Source organism: Rhodococcus sp. NPDC127593 (genome assembly GCF_042671975.1).
Taxonomy (GTDB): Bacteria; Actinomycetota; Actinomycetes; order Mycobacteriales; family Mycobacteriaceae; genus Rhodococcus_F.
Genome location: NZ_JBHXWI010000034.1, coordinates 95,001 through 115,010 on the forward strand (window position 1 = coordinate 95,001; position 20,010 = coordinate 115,010).

The 20,010-nt window shown below is 65.1% G+C and carries 15 protein-coding genes and 1 tRNA gene; 7 read left to right on the plus strand and 9 right to left on the minus strand.

From position 1 onward, the window contains the following. Nucleotides 1–311: 311 nt before the first annotated feature. Nucleotides 312–4,292 carry a diguanylate cyclase domain-containing protein gene (locus ACFVJ3_RS29135; RefSeq protein ID WP_378455362.1) on the plus strand — a complete coding sequence of 1,327 codons (3,981 nt, stop codon included), beginning with the start codon at nucleotides 312–314 and terminating at the stop codon, nucleotides 4,290–4,292. Here ACFVJ3_RS29135 and efeB read toward each other — a convergent pair. Genes efeB through efeU form a run of 3 tightly spaced genes read right to left on the minus strand, consistent with a single transcriptional unit; the run spans nucleotide 4,285 to nucleotide 7,632 of the window. Next, nucleotides 4,285–5,565, minus strand: coding sequence for an iron uptake transporter deferrochelatase/peroxidase subunit (efeB, locus tag ACFVJ3_RS29140; RefSeq protein ID WP_378455363.1), 1,281 nt, complete (start codon nucleotides 5,563–5,565; stop codon nucleotides 4,285–4,287). The genes ACFVJ3_RS29135 and efeB overlap by 8 nt on opposite strands. 2 nt (nucleotides 5,566–5,567) lie before the next feature. Beyond that, nucleotides 5,568–6,707, minus strand: a complete 1,140-nt coding sequence (gene efeO, locus ACFVJ3_RS29145) for an iron uptake system protein EfeO (RefSeq protein WP_378455364.1) — start codon at nucleotides 6,705–6,707, stop codon at nucleotides 5,568–5,570. Between the two features lie 16 nt (nucleotides 6,708–6,723). Continuing rightward, nucleotides 6,724–7,632, minus strand: a complete 909-nt coding sequence (efeU, locus tag ACFVJ3_RS29150; protein ID WP_378455365.1) for an iron uptake transporter permease EfeU — start codon at nucleotides 7,630–7,632, stop codon at nucleotides 6,724–6,726. 243 nt (nucleotides 7,633–7,875) lie between these two features. Between efeU and ACFVJ3_RS29155 the strand changes: the two genes are divergently transcribed. From ACFVJ3_RS29155 to ACFVJ3_RS29180, 6 genes are all read left to right on the plus strand, one after another. Continuing rightward, nucleotides 7,876–8,646, plus strand: a complete 771-nt coding sequence (locus ACFVJ3_RS29155; RefSeq protein WP_378455366.1) for a lytic transglycosylase domain-containing protein — start codon at nucleotides 7,876–7,878, stop codon at nucleotides 8,644–8,646. Nucleotides 8,647–8,843: 197 nt separating this feature from the next. Beyond that, a complete protein-coding gene (gene eno / locus ACFVJ3_RS29160) occupies nucleotides 8,844–10,130 on the plus strand; it encodes a phosphopyruvate hydratase (RefSeq protein ID WP_378455367.1) in 1,287 nt (428 codons plus the stop codon). Nucleotides 10,131–10,163: 33 nt separating this feature from the next. Next, nucleotides 10,164–10,889, plus strand: coding sequence for a septum formation initiator family protein (locus tag ACFVJ3_RS29165; RefSeq protein ID WP_378455368.1), 726 nt, complete (start codon nucleotides 10,164–10,166; stop codon nucleotides 10,887–10,889). Beyond that, a complete protein-coding gene (locus ACFVJ3_RS29170; protein ID WP_378455369.1) occupies nucleotides 10,886–11,440 on the plus strand; it encodes a DUF501 domain-containing protein in 555 nt (184 codons plus the stop codon). Before ACFVJ3_RS29165 ends, ACFVJ3_RS29170 begins: the two co-directional genes overlap by 4 nt. Next, entirely contained in the window at nucleotides 11,437–12,381 is a 945-nt protein-coding gene (locus ACFVJ3_RS29175) for an exopolyphosphatase (protein ID WP_378455370.1), read from the plus strand. Before ACFVJ3_RS29170 ends, ACFVJ3_RS29175 begins: the two co-directional genes overlap by 4 nt. A gap of 50 nt (nucleotides 12,382–12,431) precedes the next feature. Then, nucleotides 12,432–12,508: transfer RNA gene (locus ACFVJ3_RS29180), tRNA-Leu, on the plus strand. Nucleotides 12,509–12,970: 462 nt separating this feature from the next. Here ACFVJ3_RS29180 and ACFVJ3_RS29185 read toward each other — a convergent pair. The 6 genes from ACFVJ3_RS29185 to ACFVJ3_RS29210 form a co-directional block, all read right to left on the minus strand. Further along, nucleotides 12,971–14,050 carry an IS110 family transposase gene (locus tag ACFVJ3_RS29185; protein WP_378455371.1) on the minus strand — a complete coding sequence of 360 codons (1,080 nt, stop codon included), beginning with the start codon at nucleotides 14,048–14,050 and terminating at the stop codon, nucleotides 12,971–12,973. Between the two features lie 500 nt (nucleotides 14,051–14,550). Then, on the minus strand, nucleotides 14,551–15,291 hold the full coding sequence (locus tag ACFVJ3_RS29190; RefSeq protein WP_378455372.1) for an SDR family oxidoreductase: 741 nt from the start codon (nucleotides 15,289–15,291) through the stop codon (nucleotides 14,551–14,553). 49 nt (nucleotides 15,292–15,340) lie between these two features. Then, entirely contained in the window at nucleotides 15,341–16,546 is a 1,206-nt protein-coding gene (locus ACFVJ3_RS29195; RefSeq protein ID WP_378455373.1) for a cytochrome P450, read from the minus strand. Between the two features lie 34 nt (nucleotides 16,547–16,580). Continuing rightward, on the minus strand, nucleotides 16,581–16,901 hold the full coding sequence (locus tag ACFVJ3_RS29200) for a 2Fe-2S iron-sulfur cluster-binding protein (RefSeq protein ID WP_378455374.1): 321 nt from the start codon (nucleotides 16,899–16,901) through the stop codon (nucleotides 16,581–16,583). Between the two features lie 36 nt (nucleotides 16,902–16,937). Further along, nucleotides 16,938–18,146: an NAD(P)/FAD-dependent oxidoreductase gene (locus ACFVJ3_RS29205; protein WP_378455375.1), complete on the minus strand. Its 1,209-nt coding sequence runs from the start codon at nucleotides 18,144–18,146 to the stop codon at nucleotides 16,938–16,940. A 342-nt stretch (nucleotides 18,147–18,488) separates the two neighbouring features. Further along, nucleotides 18,489–19,784, minus strand: coding sequence for a PucR family transcriptional regulator (locus ACFVJ3_RS29210; RefSeq protein WP_378455376.1), 1,296 nt, complete (start codon nucleotides 19,782–19,784; stop codon nucleotides 18,489–18,491). Between the last annotated feature and the right edge of the window lie 226 nt (nucleotides 19,785–20,010).

Here is a 20,010-nt window from a genome sequence, read left to right on the forward strand (position 1 = left end):
ATCGAACTCCGAGTGCCGCTGCGGCCACCCCTTCTCCGCCCACGAGCATTACCGCGCGGGTACGTCCTGCGCACTGTGTGAGTGCCCGCGTTTCCGGCGACCGTTCTCCCGGTGGATCCGGAAACTCGTGGGCCGGTAGCCGCGCACCAGGATCCGCGCACCTAGTTTGCGCGTGCCTTACGGAGACGCATAAACATACCTTAGGTCTGTTTATGGACTATATTTCAGTATGCACGTCGTGCAAAGATGGATCTCTGGAAACTTTGAATCCAACTATGTAGTGATGGCCGGCGGCAGTTCGGGTGGTGACGATGGGACATCGGACAGCCGAGCGGGTGGGGACCTCGTCGAGTGCCGAGGTCGTGTGGAGAGGCGGTCTGTGGGCGATCGCGGTCGTATTCATCGTCCCGGCGCTGCTGTTCGTGCTGGGTCTGTGGCGGGCATGGGGTGAAGCGTTTACGACGATCGTGATCGCCGACGTGGGCTTGCTGGTGTTCGCCGTGCTCGCCACCGGGTGCGCCGCCTGGGCTGCCTGGGTAGGGCGGGGGATGGGGCGCAACAGCTGGCTGGCGCTGGCGGGTGGGCTGGCGGCCTGGTCGGTCGGCCAAGCCATCTGGTGCTACTACGTGGTGCGCCAAAAAAGTGATCAGATACCGTTCCCCTCCTCGGCGGCTGCGGCGTACCTGCTGTTTCCGGTCGGCGCGTGCGCGGCGCTGTTGCTGTTCCCGGCCGGTGACCGCGGACAGTCCCGTACCCGGCTGATTCTGGACGGAATCATCGTGGCCGGTTCACTGTTCGTGGTGTCGTGGGTGAGCGTTCTCGGCAGCGTGTACCGCGCGGGGAGCGACACCCCGCTCGCCCTCGTGTTGTCCCTCGCATATCCTGTCGCGGACCTGATGATTGCGACGATGGCGATTGTGGTGCTGACCCGGGCGCGGGCCGGGCAACGCCTGACCCTGGGCCTGCTGTGCATCGGGATCATCCTGATGGCGTTGTCTGCCAGCGCCGTCTCCTACCTGACCGCGCTCGGCACCTATCACAACGGCGGTGTGACCGACCTGGGCTGGGTGACCGCCTTCGTCGCGATTGGGCTGGCGGCCCGGTCGAGCACCCGCGAACCGTCACCCGAACCGGTTCCGGTGCAGATTCCGTCCCGGGCACGGTTGTGGTTGCCGTACATTCCGTTGTTGCTGGCCGTCGCCGTCGGCCTGCAGCGGGAGCTGCCCAGCCTGGGCTCGGGCCCGATTCCCGTTGCGATCATGGTCCTGGTATTCGCCTTGCTGGCACGGCAGTTCATCGTATTGGCCGAGAACCGGCGGCTGTTGCTGACCGTGGCCCGGCAGGCCTTTCGCGACCGGCTGACCGGACTGGCGAACCGTGCGCTGTTTCTCGACCGGCTCGACCAGGCAGTGCAGCGCCAGCGGCGGGAACTGACACCGATCGTGGTGCTGTGTGTGGACCTCGACGATTTCAAGACAGTCAACGACAGCCTCGGCCATCCCGCCGGGGACGAACTGTTGATCCGCGTCGCCGAACGGCTCACCGGGTGCGTGCGGAGCACCGACACCGTGGCCAGGCTCGGAGGTGACGAGTTCGCGGCACTGGTCGAAGGGAGCGTCGAGGACGCCTTGTCGGCCGCAGATCGGGTGCTGGAGGCATTCATCCTGCCGTTCGTCATCGACGGTGTCGCGCTCTCCATCCGTCCCAGCATCGGGCTGACCATCGCCACATCCGAGGTCCCCGACGCCACGACCGAGAGCCTGCTCAAACAGGCAGATTTGGCAATGTACGCGGCCAAACGCTGCGGCGGCGGCTGCCTTCGCAGTTTCATGCCGAATTCGGCCGGCTTCGACGAGATCGACCGGCGACCCTACGTCGACCGCCCCACTCCCCGCACCATCGACACCGGTCCCGGGGTGGTCGAGACCGTGCCGCGAGCCGTGGGACCCGTAACAGACCAGGCTCTCTCGGGGTGGGGCGACCCGACTGGATTGACGTATGCACACAGCCGAACACGGCCGTTTCGGGCCGGCTGGGTGTCGCCACCCGGTCGGTCACGGTGCGGTGTGATGGCGGTGCCCGGGGTTCTGCTGATCGGTGCGGTCCTGTACGGGATCTCGATCGCGGTAGGTGATCAGGCGGGCTGGATCGTGCTGCTCGAGGCGCTCTACGACGGACTGGCGCTGTCGGCCGCCCTCGTGGTCGCCGCTCGCGCATGGTGTGTGCCGGCCGAGCGCCGGGCGTGGTGGCTGATCGCGCTGGGGCTGACAAGCTGGTGTGTGGGCGATGTCGTGGCGATGTCGTGGGTGCCTGAGGGGCAGTCCCCATCGGTGGCCGATCCGCTGAAATTGGCGCTCTACCCACTCGTCTACATCGGGCTGGTGTTGCTCCTGCGCGCGCGAGCGCGGCGACTACCGGCCGAGATCTGGTTGGACGCCCTCACCGCCGGGTTGACGCTGGCGGCGCTGGCAGCGGCCCTCGCATTCGGTCCGATCGAGTCGGTGGCGAGCGGATCGCCCGCAGCGGTGATCGTCGGGTTGGCGTACCCGGTGGGAGACGTGCTGCTCCTGGCGCTCGCCGTCGGGGCGCTCGCGGTGCTGGGTTGGCGTGCCGAGCAGCGGTGGGTGTTGCTGGTTGCGGGGTTCATGCTTTTTGCGGTGGCCGACACGATCTACCTGTTCCGAAGTGCTGACGGCTACGTCGAAGGCACGTGGATCGATGCGCTCCCGCACGCCGCGGTGTTGCTGGTGGCCGTGGCCAGTTGGCGGGCCCCCGGTCGACGGCGGTCCGGTCAGCTGCCCGGACTGGCGATCTGGGTCCCACCACTGGTGTGCACCGCGGCGGCGGTGGGCCTCCTGGTGCTCGACCACGATGCGCGGCTACCGCGGCTCGCGGTGGTTCTGGCCGCGCTCAGCCTGGTCGCGGTCGCGGCCCGATTCGCGGTGACGTTCCGGGAAGTCGTCGTCCTGGCCGACAGCCACCGCCAGGCGAGGACCGATGACCTCACGAACCTGGCAAACCGGCGGGCGATAATGGCCGCGTTGACGGCCGCATACTTCGACCAGGTGGCACAGCCGATCGGACACACCCACCGTCCGGGTCCGGGCATGCTGCTGATGGATCTGGACCGCTTCAAGGAGATCAACGACTCCTTCGGACGGTACGTGGGCGATCAATTGCTGTGCCAGGTCGCGGACCGGCTGTCCCGGTCGGTGCGGCCGGGGGATCTGCCCGCCCGACTCGGCGGCGACGCGTTCGCTGTTCTGCTCCCGGCAGAGATCGACATCACGACCGCCTGTGCACTGGCTGGTCGTCTCCTCGAAGCGTTGCGCGAGCCGTTCCACCTCGATGAGATCACCGTGCACGTCGAGGCGAGCATCGGGATCGCCCTCTGCCCACAACATTGCACCAACCCCCAGGACTTGCTGCAGCGCGCCGGAGTAGCGATGTATCGCGCCAAGTCCGACCGCCGCGCGCTCGCGGTGTACGACGCCGCCGAGCACCAACGCAGCATCGACGAGAGGCAGTCCATCGAGGAGTTGCGCACGGCGATCGCCGGCGACGAGCTCACGTGCTACTACCAACCCAAGGTCAGTGCGTGCGACGAGCAGGTGCACAGCGTCGAGGCGCTCGTTCGATGGGAGCACCCCCGTCACGGCTTACTCCTGCCGGATCAGTTCCTTCCTCGTGCCGAACAGTCGGGACTGATGCGCCCACTGACGACGAGAGTGCTGCAGGTTGCTTTGGGTCAGGCGCGCAGCTGGCTCGATCGCGGGATATCGCTGACCGTCGCGGTGAACCTGTCGGTCACGAATCTGCTCGACGCAGACCTGGTTGCCGAGATCGACCGACTCCTGAAGGACTTTCGACTACCCGCCGACGCACTCATCCTGGAGATCACCGAAAGCGTTCTGATGACCGACTACGTGCATGCGAGGACGGTGGTCGAGGCGCTGCAGGCACTGGGAATCGGATTGTCGATCGACGACTACGGCACCGGGTGGTCTTCCCTGGCCTACCTGCAGGACCTGGCTGTCGATGAGCTCAAGATCGACCGTGTCTTCGTCGCGCGCCTTGCCAGCGATCCTCGATCGGTCGCGATTGTGCGCTCGACAGTGGAGCTCGCGCACAGTCTCGGTGCGTCGCTGGTCGCCGAAGGCGTCGAAGACGAGGACACCTTACGGGCCCTGCGTCGATACGGCTGCGACGTCACCCAAGGGCATTACCACGGCCGCCCGCTACCCGCCGAACAACTCGACCTTCGGTCGATCGGCGGACCTACCGCTACGTGAACAGGCCCTGACCCCAGTACTGCCCCTCGGCGAGGCCGGGTGGGCAGGCGAAGAGGGCGGAACCGACGTGCTGGATGTACTCGTTCATCGCGTCGGTCCTCGACAGGTTGAGCTGCATCGGCACGAACTGTTCCTGCGGGTTGCGGCAGTAGGCGATGAAGAAGAGTCCGGCGTCGAGGTGGCCGAAGCCGTCGGAGCCGTCCGTGAAGTTGTATCCGCGACGCAGGATCTGGATGCCGCCGAGTTCCTGAGCGGACGCGAGCCGCACGTGCGCGTCGACGTCGATCACCGGGTCGTGACCCTTCTTGGAATCGAAGTCGAGTTCGTCGAACTCCGCCTTGCCGCTCAGGGGAGCGCCGGTGCCTTTGGACCGGCCGATCACTCGTTCCTGCTCGCCGAGCACGGTGCGGTCCCACTGTTCGATGAGCATGCGGATCCGCCGCGCCACGAGGTACGCGCCGCCGCCCATCCACGCCTGGTCGTCGCCGGACGCCACCCACACGTGCTGGTCGAGGACACCGGGTTCCTCGGCCTTGATGTTGTTCGTTCCGTCCTTGAACCCGAACAGGTTTCGCGGCGTGTCCTGAGTGGTCGACGTCGACGAGGTGCGGCCGAACCCCAGCTGTGACCAGCGGACCGAGGCTGTCCCGAACGCGACGCGCGCCAGGTTGCGGATGGCGTGCACGGCCACCTGCGGGTCGTTGGCGCACGCCTGGATCGCGATGTCGCCGCCGCTGCGCGCCGGGTCCAGGTTGTCCGCCCGGAAGTGCGGAAGCTCTTCGAGCGCGGCGGGCTTCTTGGACGCGAAGCCGAACCGGTCGTCGAACAGTGAGGGCCCGAACCCGATGGTGAGCGTCAGCTGGGACGCGGGCAGGCCGAGCGCCTCACCGGTGTCGCTGGGCGGAACGTAGGCGCCGTCGCCGATGGCGCCGTCCGGGGTGGCCTCCTCGCCGGCCGTCATCCGCGCGGCCATCTCGGTCCACTTCTTCAGGAGCGCTTCGAGTTCCTCACGGGACTTCGTGGTGACGTCGAACGCCACGAAGTGCATCCGGTCCTGCGCCGGCGTCACGATGCCTGCCTGGTGTTCACCCCGGAAGGCGACGACGTCGGCGTGCGAGAACGGCGGTTCGGCTGCGGTGGCGCGCCCGACCACTGCACCGGCGCCGGCGAGGGCGGCACCCGCCCCGACGGCGCCGAACAGACGTCGTCGGGACATACCCTTGCGCTCGTCCGCCGAGGTGGTCGTGTCGGTCGTACCGGTTGGATCAGTCATGATCATGCGCCTGCTACTACGCCCTGAACCTGGCTGACCTCGGCCGAGAGGGCGTCGATCTTGCGCGACAGTTCCTGGCGCTGTTGTTCGTTGACAGTGTCGTAGAAGACGAACCCGTCACCCTGACGGTACTGGGCGAGTTCGGCATCGAGGTCCGCGAATCGCTGGGTGATGTTCGCGGCCAGTTCGGGATTGCGTTCTTCGATGATCGGTTGCAGTGCGGCGACCGCGGCCTGCGAGCCGTCGACGTTGGCCTGGAAGTCCCACAGGTCGGTGTGCGAGAAGATGTCTTCCTCACCGGTGATCTTCGACGTCGAGATCTCGTCGAGCAGCCCCTGCGCGTCGCCGGCGATCTTGGTGGGGTCGATCGTGTAGTCCTCGGCGTTCACCTGGTCGGCGAGGTACTGGACGTCGACGACGAGTTGGTCGGCGATTGCGTTGGTGTCGGGCTGGGGACCGGTGACCCACAGATCCTTCTCGAGCCTGTGGAAGCCCGTCCATTCCTGCCCGGGTTCGAGGTCGGCCTCCCGCAGGTCGAGCTTGGGGTCGAGCTCGCCGAAGCTCTCCGCCTCGGGCTCGATGCGCTCGTAGTAGGTGCGGGAGACGGGGAAGAGTGCCTTGGCCTGATCGATGTTGCCCGACTTGACGGCGTCGACGAACTGCTGCGTGGTGTCCTGCAGGGCGACGACCTGACTGCGGATGTAGCGGCGGTAGCCGTCGGCGGCCTCGGCGAGCTGTCCGCTCTCGTCGGATGCGCTCATCGAGTCGCCGGTGACGGTGAAGTCCTGGCGGATGCCGTTGCCGACCATGCCGGGCTTGCACGCGAGTTGATAGGTGCCCGCGTCGGGCAACGACACGATGAGCTGGCGGGTGAGGCCGGGACCGATATTCTCGACCTCACCCATCGCCCGGTCGCCCTCGGCGAACACGTAGAACTCGGTGACCTTGGTGCCGTTGTTGGTGACCTGGAACGTGCTGTTGCCGGTGGTCCCGGAGTCGGTGCTGACGTCACACGTGTCGTCGCTCGCGGTGACGGTGATGTCGTCCGTGCTCGCGGTCGACTTCTCGGTGCAGCCGGCGAGCGCCAGCGGCAGTACGGCGACCGAGGCGAGGGCGAAGGTAGTGCGGCGCGTGGTCTTCATGGGCGGAAGTTGCCTTTCATGAAACGGTCTCGTCGGGGGTGGGAGAGGCGGTGCGCTCGGGTGCCGCGGGGGCGGGTGTGGGTGCGGAGACCGGCCGGAGGAACAGGAACAGGACCACGACGACGTATACGACCCAGGCGACGGCCTGGAGGACGGTCGGGTCGGGCCGGAAGTTGAAGATGCCGGCCAGGACGGTGCCGTACCAGCTGGAGGCGTCGTAGCCGCCGGAGATGTCGAAGGCGAGTGCCGAGCCGCCGGGCAGGACGCCGCCGATCTGCAGGGCATGGATGCCGTACCCGAGGATTCCGGCGGCGACGATGATCAGGAAGACGCCGGTGTACTTGAAGAATTTTGCGAAGTCGAGCCGGACGGCACCGAAGTACAGCAGGACCGTGAGGACCGCGGCGGCGACGATGCCGAGCAGGAGCCCGACGAGCGGCCAGGCGCTGCCCGCCGTGTTCTCGGCGTACCCGACCATCAGGAGCGCGGTCTCGACGCCTTCCCGGCCGACGGCGAAGAAGGCGAGGGTGAGTACCGCGACGGGACCGGCGACCAGCGCTTTCTCCATGCCTGCCTTGAGGTCGTGGGAGATGGTTCGCGCGGCTTTCCGCATCCACAGCACCATGACGGTGACGATCGCGACCGCGACGAGGGACGCGACGCCGGCGATGATCTCCGCGGTCAGTCCGGTGACGGTGGACGTTCCGTAGTGGATGACGAGAAAGATGGCCGCCACCATCACCACGGCGATGCCGACGCCGAGCCACACCCATTTGAGGGCGTCCTTGCGCTGCGCTTTCACGAGGAACGCGGCGAGGATCATCACGACTATGCCCGCCTCGAGTCCCTCGCGGAGACCGATCAATCCACTGCCGAACAGCTGTGTGGCGATCGACGGCGCGGTCCCTGCGGCGAGGACGGACATGCACACTCCTGGGCGAGGCGAGGTCGAGCCGAGTGGTCTGCAAGGTTGGGTAGGCAACCTTGCGATAGGCAAGGCGAACCTTAGCCTGAGGAAAACATACACCGCGCCTCCTTGTCCGAAGAAGCCCTCACCAGCACTTTTACAACCCTTTACCTTTGGTGTGTTGCCTCGCCGTGACCCCGCGCGGTGTGGGGGCCGTCTCGCGTGGCCGGGATCGACGAATTTCGAGTGGATGATGGAGACGTGAACCGATATCCCGCGCGGCCGAAACGTCGTTCCCGATGGCCCGGACCGCTGTTCGCTCTTCTCGCGGCGACGGTTGTCGTGGTTCTCGCCTACGGCGCCTGCTCGCGGGAGCAGCAACCGAGGATCGCGATACCGGAGGGCATCCCACCCGGGCCGGGGGCGGCCACCCCGCCGATCGACAGCAACGCGCCGGGACGTTCGGCGGATCAGCTGCACGAATGGTCCGCCGGGCTGGCCGACGCGATCGGCGTCGGAAGCACTGCGCTCGAGGCGTACGGCTACGCGGCGACGGTGATGGCCGAGACGAGGCCGCAATGCGGGATCGGGTGGACCACCCTCGCCGGAATCGCGAGCGTGGAGAGCCGGCACGGCACCCACGCCGGTTCGACGGTCGGGCCTACCGGTCAGGTGACGCCCGAGATCCGGGGCATCCCCCTCGACGGGGGACCGGGTGTCGCCGAGATCCCGGACACCGACCGCGGGGCGATGGACGGCGACCCGGTGCACGACCGCGCCATGGGTCCCCTCCAGTTCATTCCCGAGACGTGGAAGCGGTGGGGGGTCGACGCGAACGGTGACGGGGTGGCCGACGCCGACAACATCGACGACGCGGCGTTGACCGCCGCCCGCTACCTGTGTGAGCGCGGCGGCGACCTCACCGCTGCGGAGGGCTGGCAGTCGGCGCTGATGGCCTACAACCTGTCGGGGGAGTACCTCACGCTTGTACGCGACCGGGCGTCCGCCTATTCGGTCGGGGTTCGCCCGTGATCCTTCCGCCACCCCCTCGTGACGTGATCGACGCCACATCGGTAGGTGTAGTTCGGGCGGCTCGCCGTCCGCGGGGCGCGCCATCCCGCGCCGGTTTCGGTGTGCCGTTACGCTGTGTGCTGGCACGATCTGGTGTCCCTGGCACGATCGGACCGGTCGGTGCACAGTTGTGAAGCCCATATAAGGAGAATCAGCAAGTGGCCATCATTGAGCAGGTCGGAGCCCGTGAGATCCTCGATTCCCGTGGTAACCCCACGGTGGAGGTCGAGGTGCTGCTCGACGACGGAAGTTTCGCTCGCGCCGCGGTTCCGTCGGGTGCATCCACCGGTGAGCACGAGGCCGTCGAACTGCGTGACGGCGGTGACCGGTACGGCGGCAAGGGTGTCGAGAAGGCCGTCGAGGCCGTCCTGAGCGAGATCGCCCCGGCCATCATCGGGATCGACGCCACCGAGCAGCGGACCGTCGACCAGGCCCTGCTGGACGCCGACGGCACCCCGGACAAGTCGCGTCTGGGCGCCAACGCGCTCCTGGGTGCGTCGCTGGCAGTGGCCCGCGCGGCCGCCGAGTCGTCCGGTCTGGAACTCTTCCGTTACGTCGGCGGCCCCAACGCCCACGTCCTTCCCGTCCCGATGATGAACATCCTCAACGGAGGTGCGCACGCCGACACCGGTGTCGACGTCCAGGAGTTCATGGTCGCCCCGATCGGTGCCGCCACGTTCAAGGAGTCGCTGCGCTGGGGCGCCGAGGTCTACCACGCCCTCAAGTCGGTGCTGAAGGAGAAGGGCCTGGCCACCGGTCTCGGTGACGAGGGCGGCTTCGCCCCCGACGTCGCGGGCACCAAGGAAGCACTGGATCTGATCAGCGTCGCGATCGGCAAGACTGGCCTGGTCCTGGGCACCGACGTGGCGCTCGCACTCGACGTCGCCGCCACCGAGTTCTACACCGACGGCACCGGCTACAAGTTCGAGGGCAGCAACCGGACCGCGGCCGAGATGTCGGCGTTCTACGCCGAGCTGGTCGATGCCTACCCGATCGTGTCCATCGAAGACCCGCTGGACGAGGACGACTGGGACGGCTGGGTCGCCCTGACCGATCAGATCGGCAACAAGGTCCAGCTCGTCGGCGACGACCTGTTCGTCACCAACCCGGAGCGTCTGGAAGAGGGCATCGTCAAGGGCGCCGCGAACGCGCTGCTGGTGAAGGTCAATCAGATCGGCACGCTGACCGAGACCCTCGACGCCGTCGACCTCGCGCACCGCAACGGCTACAAGACGATGATGAGCCACCGGTCCGGTGAGACCGAGGACACCACCATCGCCGACCTCGCGGTCGCCGTCGGCAGCGGTCAGATCAAGACCGGTGCCCCCGCACGCAGCGAGCGCGTCGCCAAGTACAACCAGCTGCTGCGCATCGAGGAGAACCTGGGCGACGCCGCGCGCTACGCCGGCGAGGTCGCGTTCCCGCGGTTCGCGTTCGAAGGCTGACGTTCGACAGTCGAGTAAGGGGTGTTGGGGTAGGTGGCACAGCGCGGCAGGCCGCGGTCGTCCGGAGCAAGTCCGGGCGGCCGGGGCTCCGGGCGTGGTGAACGGGCCCGCGGAAACCGGGCGGACGGCACTCCCGGCGGAGCGCGGCGCCCCCGCACCACCAAGTCGACGACGCCGGGCCAGGCCGACGGCAAGCCGGACGCCGTCGACGGCGCCGACACCGGCAAGGTGCTCCCCGGTCGCGCCCGCCCGAGACGGGTGGGCGCGACCGGGGCCGCCCGGATTACACGCTCCGACCACACGATCCTCGGGCTGTCGACGGGCCAGGCGCTCGTCCTCGTGATGGTCGTGCTGCTTCTCGCGCTCACCCTCGCAGTTCCGCTGCGCAACTACCTCACCCAGCGTGGTGAAGCGGATCGTATTGCGGCGGAGCAGGTTCAGCTCGAGAAGGATCTGCAGGAACTGCGGATACTCGAGGAGCGCTACTCCGACCCCGCCTACATCGAGGCGCAGGCACGCGGCCGGCTCCGGTGGGTGAAGCCCGGCGACACCCCGTTCCAGGTGCAGCTGCCCGGCGACTACAAGGAACCGGAGAAGCCGGAGGAGAAGGACGCCGAGATGGCAGGCCCCTGGTACTCCGACCTGTGGAAGACCATTTCAGAACCGCCGGCCGCGCCCGAGGTGCAGCCGGCACCGGCTCCGGCGCCCCCCGTGGTGCCGCCGCCCGTACCGCCAGAACCAGGAGAACCCACCGGGTGACCACTTCGTCCGACCCGTCCAGCCCCGTGCCGCAGGAAGACCTCGACGCCGTCGCCGCCCAGTTGGGCCGCGAACCGCGTGGAGTGCTCGAGATCGCGTACCGCAGTCCCGACGGCAAGCCCGGCGTCGTGAAGACCGCGCCCAAACTTCCGGACGGAACACCGTTCCCGACGCTGTACTACCTGACCGATCCGCGACTGACCGCGGAGGCCAGCCGGCAGGAGTCCGCGGGGGTGATGCGTGACATGACCGAGCGTCTCGGGCAGGACCCGGAACTCGCGGCCGCGTACCTGCGCGCCCACCAGTCGTATCTCGCCGAGCGCGACGCCATCGAGCCCCTGGGAACGGACTTCACCGGCGGCGGAATGCCCGAGCGCGTCAAGTGCCTGCACGTGCTGATGGCCCACTCGCTGGCGAAGGGACCGGGCGTCAACCCGCTGGGCGACGAATCGGTGGCGCTCGCCGCGTCCGCGGCAGGCGGAAAGCTGAGGGGCACCGCGATTCCCGCGGACTGGCCCGGCATCGACGACATCGAAAGTCCCGAGCAGTGACCCGCGTCGCCGCCGTCGACTGCGGCACGAACTCCATCCGTCTGCTCGTCGCCGACGTCGACGAGCACGGCGTACTGCACGACGTCCGTCGCGAGATGCGCGTCGTCCGGCTGGGACAGGGCGTGGACGCCACCGGACGTCTGGCGCCCGAGGCCATCGAACGCACCCGAGTTGCGTTGAGCGAGTATGCCGGAATGATCGCGGACGCCGGCGCCACGGCCGTCCGCATGGTGGCCACGTCCGCCACCCGCGACGCGTCCAATCGGGAAGACTTCTTCTCGATGACCCGTGAGGTGCTGGGCGCCGTCATCCCCGGCGCCGGGGCCGAGGTCATCACCGGCGACGAGGAAGCACGGCTGTCGTTCAACGGGGCAGTCGGGGAACTCGATCCGTCGCAGGGACCGTTCGTGGTCGTGGACCTCGGAGGCGGTTCCACCGAAGTGGTGCTGGGCGACGAATCCGGCGTCCACGCCGCCTTCTCCACCGACATCGGATGCGTGCGCATCACGGAGCGCTGCCTCCACGACGATCCGCCGACACCGGCACAGGTCGAGGAGGCCCGCGCCTTCGCGCAAGAACGTCTGGACGAGGCGTTCGCGCGTGTCCCCGTCGAACAGGCCCACACCTGGGTGGGTGTCGCCGGAACGATGACCACGATCGCCGCGCTCGCCAAAGAACTGCCCGAATACGACGCCGAACAGGTACATCTGTCGCGCATCCCGATGCCCCGGCTGCGGGAGGTCTGCAACTCGCTGATCGCCATGACCCACACCGAGCGGGCCGCGCTCGGCCCGATGCACCCAGGGCGCGTCGACGTCATCGGCGGCGGCGCGATCGTGACCCTGGCGCTGGCCGACGCATTCGAGAAGAAGGCGGGCATCGACCAACTCGTCGTCAGCGAACACGACATCCTCGACGGAATCGCATTGTCGATCGCCTGAGCTAGGGTGATCTGCGCACGGTCGCCGAGCGACACCCTCGGCGACCGGTAGCCCCTATAGCCCAATTGGCAGAGGCAGCGGACTTAAAATCCGCACAGTGTCGGTTCGAGTCCGACTGGGGGCACCACTGATATGGACGCAGATTTGTCAAGAGGGCAGCAGGAGGCGGACGTCCAGGACCGTCGTCGTGGACTTCCGCCTCGGGTGGCCCCGGATGACTCCTGGTGGTTTGGTGGCGAGCGTGTCGGTTGTCGACGCGTTGTCGAAGTCTGATATACGCGGGTTGGTTGCCGCAAAGACGGTTGTTCGGCTGGAGTGGACCGCTGGTCTAAGCTCGAGCGTGATCCCAACGCGCAGTTGAGGATTACTCATAGTGGTCTCGCGGGTCACTCCCAGGCGCTGTTGTCACCAACCGTGTGATCATCCGGGACGTTCGTGGGGTCCTGCCGTCCCCCTGGTCCGTGCCCCCATCGGTCGTCGTCGAGGAGCGGGGGCAAGGTGGAGTCCCCGCAGCGCGAGCGAGGAGAACCGACCTTGCCGCCCGACGAGCAACGACCAGAATGGCCGCGACGGGGGAAGGCCCCGTGGGTCAGTCGTCGAGCACGGCCAACGACCAGCACCACCCGGCGAGCTCGCGGGCGATGGCGGTGTTCGCCAGTACGGGACGCTTGCGGCGGGCGTCGAACCCGGACCACCGCTCGTGCAGGCGCCGGTTGCCCCGTTGGCCGCGGGCCCGGGCCGCCGGTGAGGCCTTGTCCCAGCGGCGCCGCAGATCCACCCCGGGACGATAGGGCTGCCGGTGGTGCCAGGCGGCCTCGATCAGCAACCGGCGCGCGTGCACGTTGCCGGTCTTGGTGATCGCGCCCTGCGAGCGGGAGGTGCCCGAGGAGTGTTCGGTGGGCACCAGTCCCAGGTAGGCGCCGATCGAGCGGCCGGTCAGCCGGTGCCAGTCCCCGATCTCGACCGTCAGCCCGAACGCGGTCAACGTGGACACCCCGCGCAGGCACCCGAGCCGGGTCACCACCGGGGTGTAGGCGCTGTCGGCGGCCATCCGGGTGATCGCGGCATCCAAGCGGTTGCGCCGGTCGAGGGCGGCGAGCATGGTGTCGTAGGCGGTCTCGTAGGCCAGTTGCAGACCGGGTGCATCGAAATGCTGGGTGCGCAGCCAGGTGTCGTGCACGTGCGTCCACGCATGCCCGCCGTAGTAGACGATCCCCTGCCGCAGAGGAAGTTTCGACACCCGATGCCGGGCCGACATCAGATCCCGGCGCACGTCCTCACGGGCGCGCACCAGATCCCGGGCGGCCTCCTGCGCCACGCTCGGCACCGTGACCGAGGTGATCTGATCGAGGTGCAGCAATCTCGCCAGATGCCGCGCATCGCGCGCGTCGGTTTTGACCCGATCTCCGGACGGGCGCTGCAGCTTCGAGGGCGCGGCCACCAGACACTCGATGCCAACCGTGTCCAGGAAACGGGCCAGCCCGAACCCGGTGGGCCCGGCCTCGTACGTCGCCTTCACCGGATCCGGCAACGACCGGATCCACTCGAGTATCTCGCGATGATCGGGCGTCAATCGGCGCTCGAACAGCTCACCGGTCCGCCCGTCGAGGCCGCACGCGACGACCGATCGTGCGTGCACATCCAATCCGACGCTCGTACGCTGATTCATTGCTGGGGCCTTCCACATCTTGTGGCTCTACCGGCCAGGACCCGTTTCCTGTCGGCAACCCACGTTCACATGTGGCGTGGGCCCCAGCCATACCCTCATACCGTCTAAGCCGCAGGTCAGAGGTGGTGCTGATCGTGCGTGGACGTTCGAACACCCGCTTCGGTGTCACAGAATGTCACAACTCGAAATAACTGCCCTCCGAACACGCCGGTGGGACCACCTGGACCGGAGTGGTCTGGCGGACTGATCTGCCCGCCCTGGAGCGTCGTGGGGTGAGGTGGGCATGGCGGACTGAATAGGCGTCCACTGCATGCGTCCTGGGGGTCTGACTCTGCAGCTGGAGCGAAGGCAATAATCGCAGATATTCGTGTTGTGCCTCGGCAATCAACCAGTCTGCAAGCGTCGATGGTGCACATCTATTTCAACGGATTAGGTAAGTATCCATCCAACCGATCGTCTTCACGACAGCACCGGTGCTGTAGATGTGTTATCGAAGTTGCCTACTTCGCGACAAGCGGGCCTGTGCCTGCCAGCTCACCACCGTCGATCACGAACTCGGCACCGGTCACGAAACTGGATTCGTCACTGGCCAGGTAGATGATCAGATTGGACACTTCGCTTACATCGCCCATCCTCTTCATCGGATTGAAGTCCGCAACGTCGAGGTCTGCATTCATCGGCGTCGACACTGTGCCGGGGTGCACCGAGTTGGCTCGGACGCCTTGGTGTGCCAGCTCCAGCGCCACAGATTTCGTCAGTCCGCGCACTCCGAACTTCGATGCGGTATACCCGTGCAGTTCGGCAATACCTTGAAAACCTGCAGTCGACGAAATGTTCACGATCGCAGACGGGGCTGACGAAATCAGGGCATCCGTCGAGGCCTTGACGCCGAGGAACTGTCCTGTCAGGTTTACCGCAATGATCTCGTCCCACGACTTGGTCGGATACTCCTGTAAAGAGCCCATATTGACAATCCCCGCATTGTTGATCAACACGTTCAGTCTTCCGAACTTCTGCGTCGCCAACTCAACCGCATCGACCCAGTCACTGTACTTCGTCACATCCAGCCTCGAAAATGCGGCGTTCTCGGGCCCCAATTCCTCAGCGAGCTTTTCTCCGAGATCGGCAAGTATGTCGCCGAGGACAACCTTGCCGCCGGCGGCCACGATTGCACGCGCGTGTGACGCGCCCATACCGCGTGCCCCGCCGGAAATCAGGGCGACTTTGTCCTGCATTCTCATTTCGACTCCTTCTTCAATGACTTGCCCATGCCACACATGACCGAGATCATCACCACTGCAGTGGAAGTCCGACAACAGCACCCACGATGCCCGACTGATGCCGGACCTTCTCGCCTGGTACCACCTCGAAGTTCGGGATACGAGCAAGCCACGCGCGAAGCGTCGTAGTGATCTCGTACCGTGCCAGGTATGAGCCCGCGCAGTGATGAACTCCGTGTCCGAACGTGAGATGTTCGGTGTCCTTACGGTCGAAATCCACGTCCATCGGGCACCCCGCTCGCTTCGGATCGATACCGAAAAGCATTGTCGGTACCGCGACCATGTCTCCGTCGAGAAGCGAAGCCCCGTCGAGAGTCGTGTCTCCGTTGACGATTCGCGCATCGGACACAACGCCATACCGCCGCAACAACTCCTCCGTTGCCTGATCGATCAGCTCCGGGTTGTCCACCAACCTTTGACGATTGGCAGGATTTTCCGCCAAGTGTTGCATCATGAAGCTGAGAAAGTTCACGACGGTGTCCAGGCCTGCAAGCAGCAACAGCCCGCAGATCTTTAGGCACTCGTCCTGTGAAAGAGGCTTTCCGTTGACCGAACTCTGAACAACTGCGCTGATGGCGTCGGGCCCCGGATTCGCGCGACGTTCATCGATGAACGGACCGAGGTACTCGAAGAACTGGTCGGTTGCTTCCGCCATGGTCATCGTGCCGTCGGGACGAGTCATCTGGTCACCGATATACTTTAACCGCGCGGCGTCTGTGCTGGGCAGATCGACCAACCGCAGGAACACCTCGATCGGGAAGATTTCGGCGAAGTCCTTCGTGAAGTTGCATCCTCCCTTCGCCGCGAGCGTGTCGATCAAGTCTGCTGCGATCGTTTGGATTTCGCCTTCGATCCTTCGGACGGACGCGGTGCCCACCGCCGCGTTCAACACCTTCCGATAAGGCTTGTGCTCAGGCGGGTCCAAGGACGTGGGGATGAAACTGTACTGCTCACCTGCTTCCCTCGGCAAGAAGGGGCACTTGCTCGAGAATGATTCATGGTTCTCGAACACCTCCTTGAGCAGCTGCCCGGAGATGGCGATCCAATGTCCGCCGTTGCGCGGCGTCCACATCAAGCTGTGATCTGATTTCTGCAGTTCCGCCCACGACTCCTGGAGACCGTTGTCGATTCCGGGCGGTGCGAAGATGTCGAAATCTACGATGCGGTCCAGCGGCACGTTGGTCGGAACGTTCTCGAGATCGATAGTTGCAGTCATTTCATACCTTTCGGGTTCGGTTGAGCGAACTGGTTCACCATTGCTCGGGTGCGACACGGACAACCAGCGGCGATAATTCGTCGCTCATGATCACTCGGCATCCGAGGCGGCTGTTGGGGAGAACCTCGGATGCTGCGTCTGCAAGCATCTCTACTTCGTCGTCGCTCTTGGCTGACAACTCTTCGAGCGGGCTCTCGACATAGACATGGCACGTAGCGCACGCCGCGCTACCTCCGCAGTCGCCGACAATGGATTCGATACCATTGGCCACTGCAGCTTTCATGATCGAAGTCCCCGCTGGCACCTCGATCGCTTCCACTTCGCCATCCGGGCATATATAGGTCACAATGGGCATAATCGTCCTTTCGATGGTCGCCAAAGCGGTAACGTCTCAGGCAAAGATGGCCTCGGTAAGCCTGCGTTTGCCTGACTGGAACGCCGCGGGATGATTGATCGCGTCGACGGCGATGAGCCGACCTTCTCGCAGATACTCGACAGCAAATGAGCTACTGTCCGGATCATCGACGACACGGGTGTCGTCGTAGCCGGTGGAGAGTCCTACGATTTTCAGGCCGTGCTCATACTGGTTCGACCAAAACCACGGAACTTGTTGGGGTTTCGGTACCCCACCGGTCAGCGTGGCGGCCGCTCGTCGTGCGTGTTCGACCGCATTCGCCACTGACTCGATCCTCACGCGCCGACCGTAAATTTCGCTGTGGAAGTCCACACAATCACCGACGGCCAGGATGTCGGGATCGCTTGTCGCCATGGCGCCGTCGACGATGATCCCGTTACCGACTTTCAGTCCGGCGTTCTGAGCGATCGCGATGTTGGGTTCGAGTCCTATACCGATCACCATATTGTCGATGGTGTGTTGGGCCCCGTCCGATGTCCAGACGCAAGCGACTCTGTTATCGGAGCCCAATGTCACTCGGTCGATCGTCGTCGACGTGCAAATGTCGACTCCTCGTCGGGCGTGTTCGCGTTCGAAGAATTGAGAGACAACGGGGGCGGTGACTCGCGCCAATACACGTGGGGCCGCTTCGAGCACGATAACCCGCTGACCTGCTTTGACGGCCGCTGCCGCCACCTCCAAACCGATGTATCCCGCTCCTACGATCATCAATACTCGCCCTGTTTGGAACGAGGTGCGCAGACGCGCGCAGTCGTCCAGTGTGCGGAGCGTGTGTACGTTGCTCGGTCGACGGCCCGCGCTTGCGAGTATCGGTAGATCGCGTGCGCAGCCACCGACCGCCAGCACGACACGGTCGTAGGAAAGGCTGCGGCCGGCGTTCAGGCCTATTGTTCGATTTCGTCGATCGATACCCTCGACGGATGTGTCCAAAAGCAGATCGATATTTTTTCTCGCATACAAGGACTCGCCTTTCAGCGGATCCGGAGTGGTGAACGCCGCTTCTGCGCTAAGCAAGTCCTTGGAAAGCGGGGGGCGATGGTAAGGGGGGTACAGTTCATCGCTGAGGATGACGATCTCGCCCTCCCATCCTGCGCTGCGGCTTGCGAATGCCACCTCGGCACCAGCAGTTCCCCCGCCGATGACGACGAGTCGGGGCGGCGCACAAAAGCGTTCGGCAATATTCATCCTTTACCTCCGTTTCTGTAGTCGATGCACTCACACGGCTGGGTATTCGTGTCGACGAGATCGTGTGACGTCGGCGGGATTATTGCTCTCCGGCCGACCGCCGAACGTCTTTGGAAACCGAAGAGTGTTTCGTCTCAGTGTGTTTCGACCGGCCCGGCGGCACTGCGGCGGTCTTCACTCAGCCTATTCGGACGTGACGTGGATTACATCGGTCGTGCGACACAGGCTCTGAGCCGGCCTTTGGCCTGAGCGCACAGTCGGACTGGACGTGGTGGCAACGGACGGGTGCACAGCTTTGGAATGGGCGATGTGTCGCTACTCGATCGACCTGCATCGGCTGCTTCAGGGAGTTTCTGGCTTGTTCAGTACGGCTGCGCCGAGCCAGAAGCTGAGTTCGAGTGCGTTCTCGAGATCCAGGCAATGGTCACGTACCGACCGCCCGAGTTCGTCCTCGATCTTGCGGATCCGATAAAGAACCGAGTTCTTGTGCATGTGCAGTGCCTCAGCCGTAGCGGTGTAGCTTCCGCCTGCCCGAAAGAACTCGCGCAGGGTTGCCCGTGATTGCTCGGTGGCGGCATCGTCGACTGCCAGCGGGCCGAGAAGGTCGGATACCCAGGCGCTTGTAGCAGTCAAATCCGAACACATGAGAGCCACGGCCCCCAATTCTCCTGTTTGAACAAACTTGAGCCCGGCCATCCGCGACGCTTGCATGACGCGCCTCGTGGCGTTGGCTTCGTCGTGGGTACGGATAAAACCCTCGAGGCCGTAGCGGGGATTCCCCATTGACACTGCGACTGCCCCTAGCCGCCCGTCCGTGAGTGTTTCGAGGCATTCAGGAGTTACACTCCCTGTGCGTCCCAATGGTATCCAGGCCCGCGCCATGTGCCCGTTGCGCGTCTCGAACAAAGGTTGCGCGCAGGCACTGAGTACTTCCGCCATTGTGGTGGCAGCAGCTTCGAGATTCGCTACCTCGCCCTCGGTACTGTGCGAATTGTCGGTCCATATGATGACCCCGAGGTGGTACTGACCGAATCGATAGCCAAGGATGTTCTCGGTGGGAGGGACATCCACGGTCCGTCCGGCCAGAACGTCATGGATGCGAGCAGACCGAGACGCGGTACGACGGAGGCGCCATGCATCGCGCTCGGATTCGTAGGTCGACAGTAGCTGCTGCGCAATCAGATTCACGTGGGCCGAGACGAGCGTACTGATTTCGAGTGCGGCACGGGCGGTGACCGCGGCACTGTTGCTTCTTTCGGAGAGCTCTTCCAGGCACCACCGAACGACGCTCTCCTGGTAGAGCCGGTAGGCATGCTCGAGGGCTGTGATCGGGATGTCTCGTTGTGCGAGTAGTTTGGCGATTTCGATCGCAGGCGCCGATGGTCCGACCTGCTCGATGTCGACATCATGGCGCAGGATCTTCATCGTTATGGCGAAGTTGTGTATCGCTCCGGCGCTCAATTGATCGAGAATTGGCTGGTCCGCGGCAAAATAATCGATCTCGCTGATGAGACGGCTGACGATCGCTCCGGCGATTTCGTCGAGACGTGCGTCGGCCGTCGATGTGATTTGTGCGATCACGTCTATTACTCGCGATTCGAGGTCGATCGCAAGAACCTGTTTGCTGCCGTCAGCCAACGTTGTCACCTCTTGTCGGTCCAGCGGAGGTCGATGCGATTTGCACACTTGCCGCTGTGATTCACAATCCGGGCTAGGACGAAGGAAGTGGAACAAGACTTCTTCGACGTGACGCACGGCACAGTACGACCCTAGGGCGTGTCTCCCAATGATTTGGGGTGTCGTGCGGCAACATGTTTGCTGTGACAGAGGTGATGGATCGATATCAGGTGTTGACCGAGAAGCA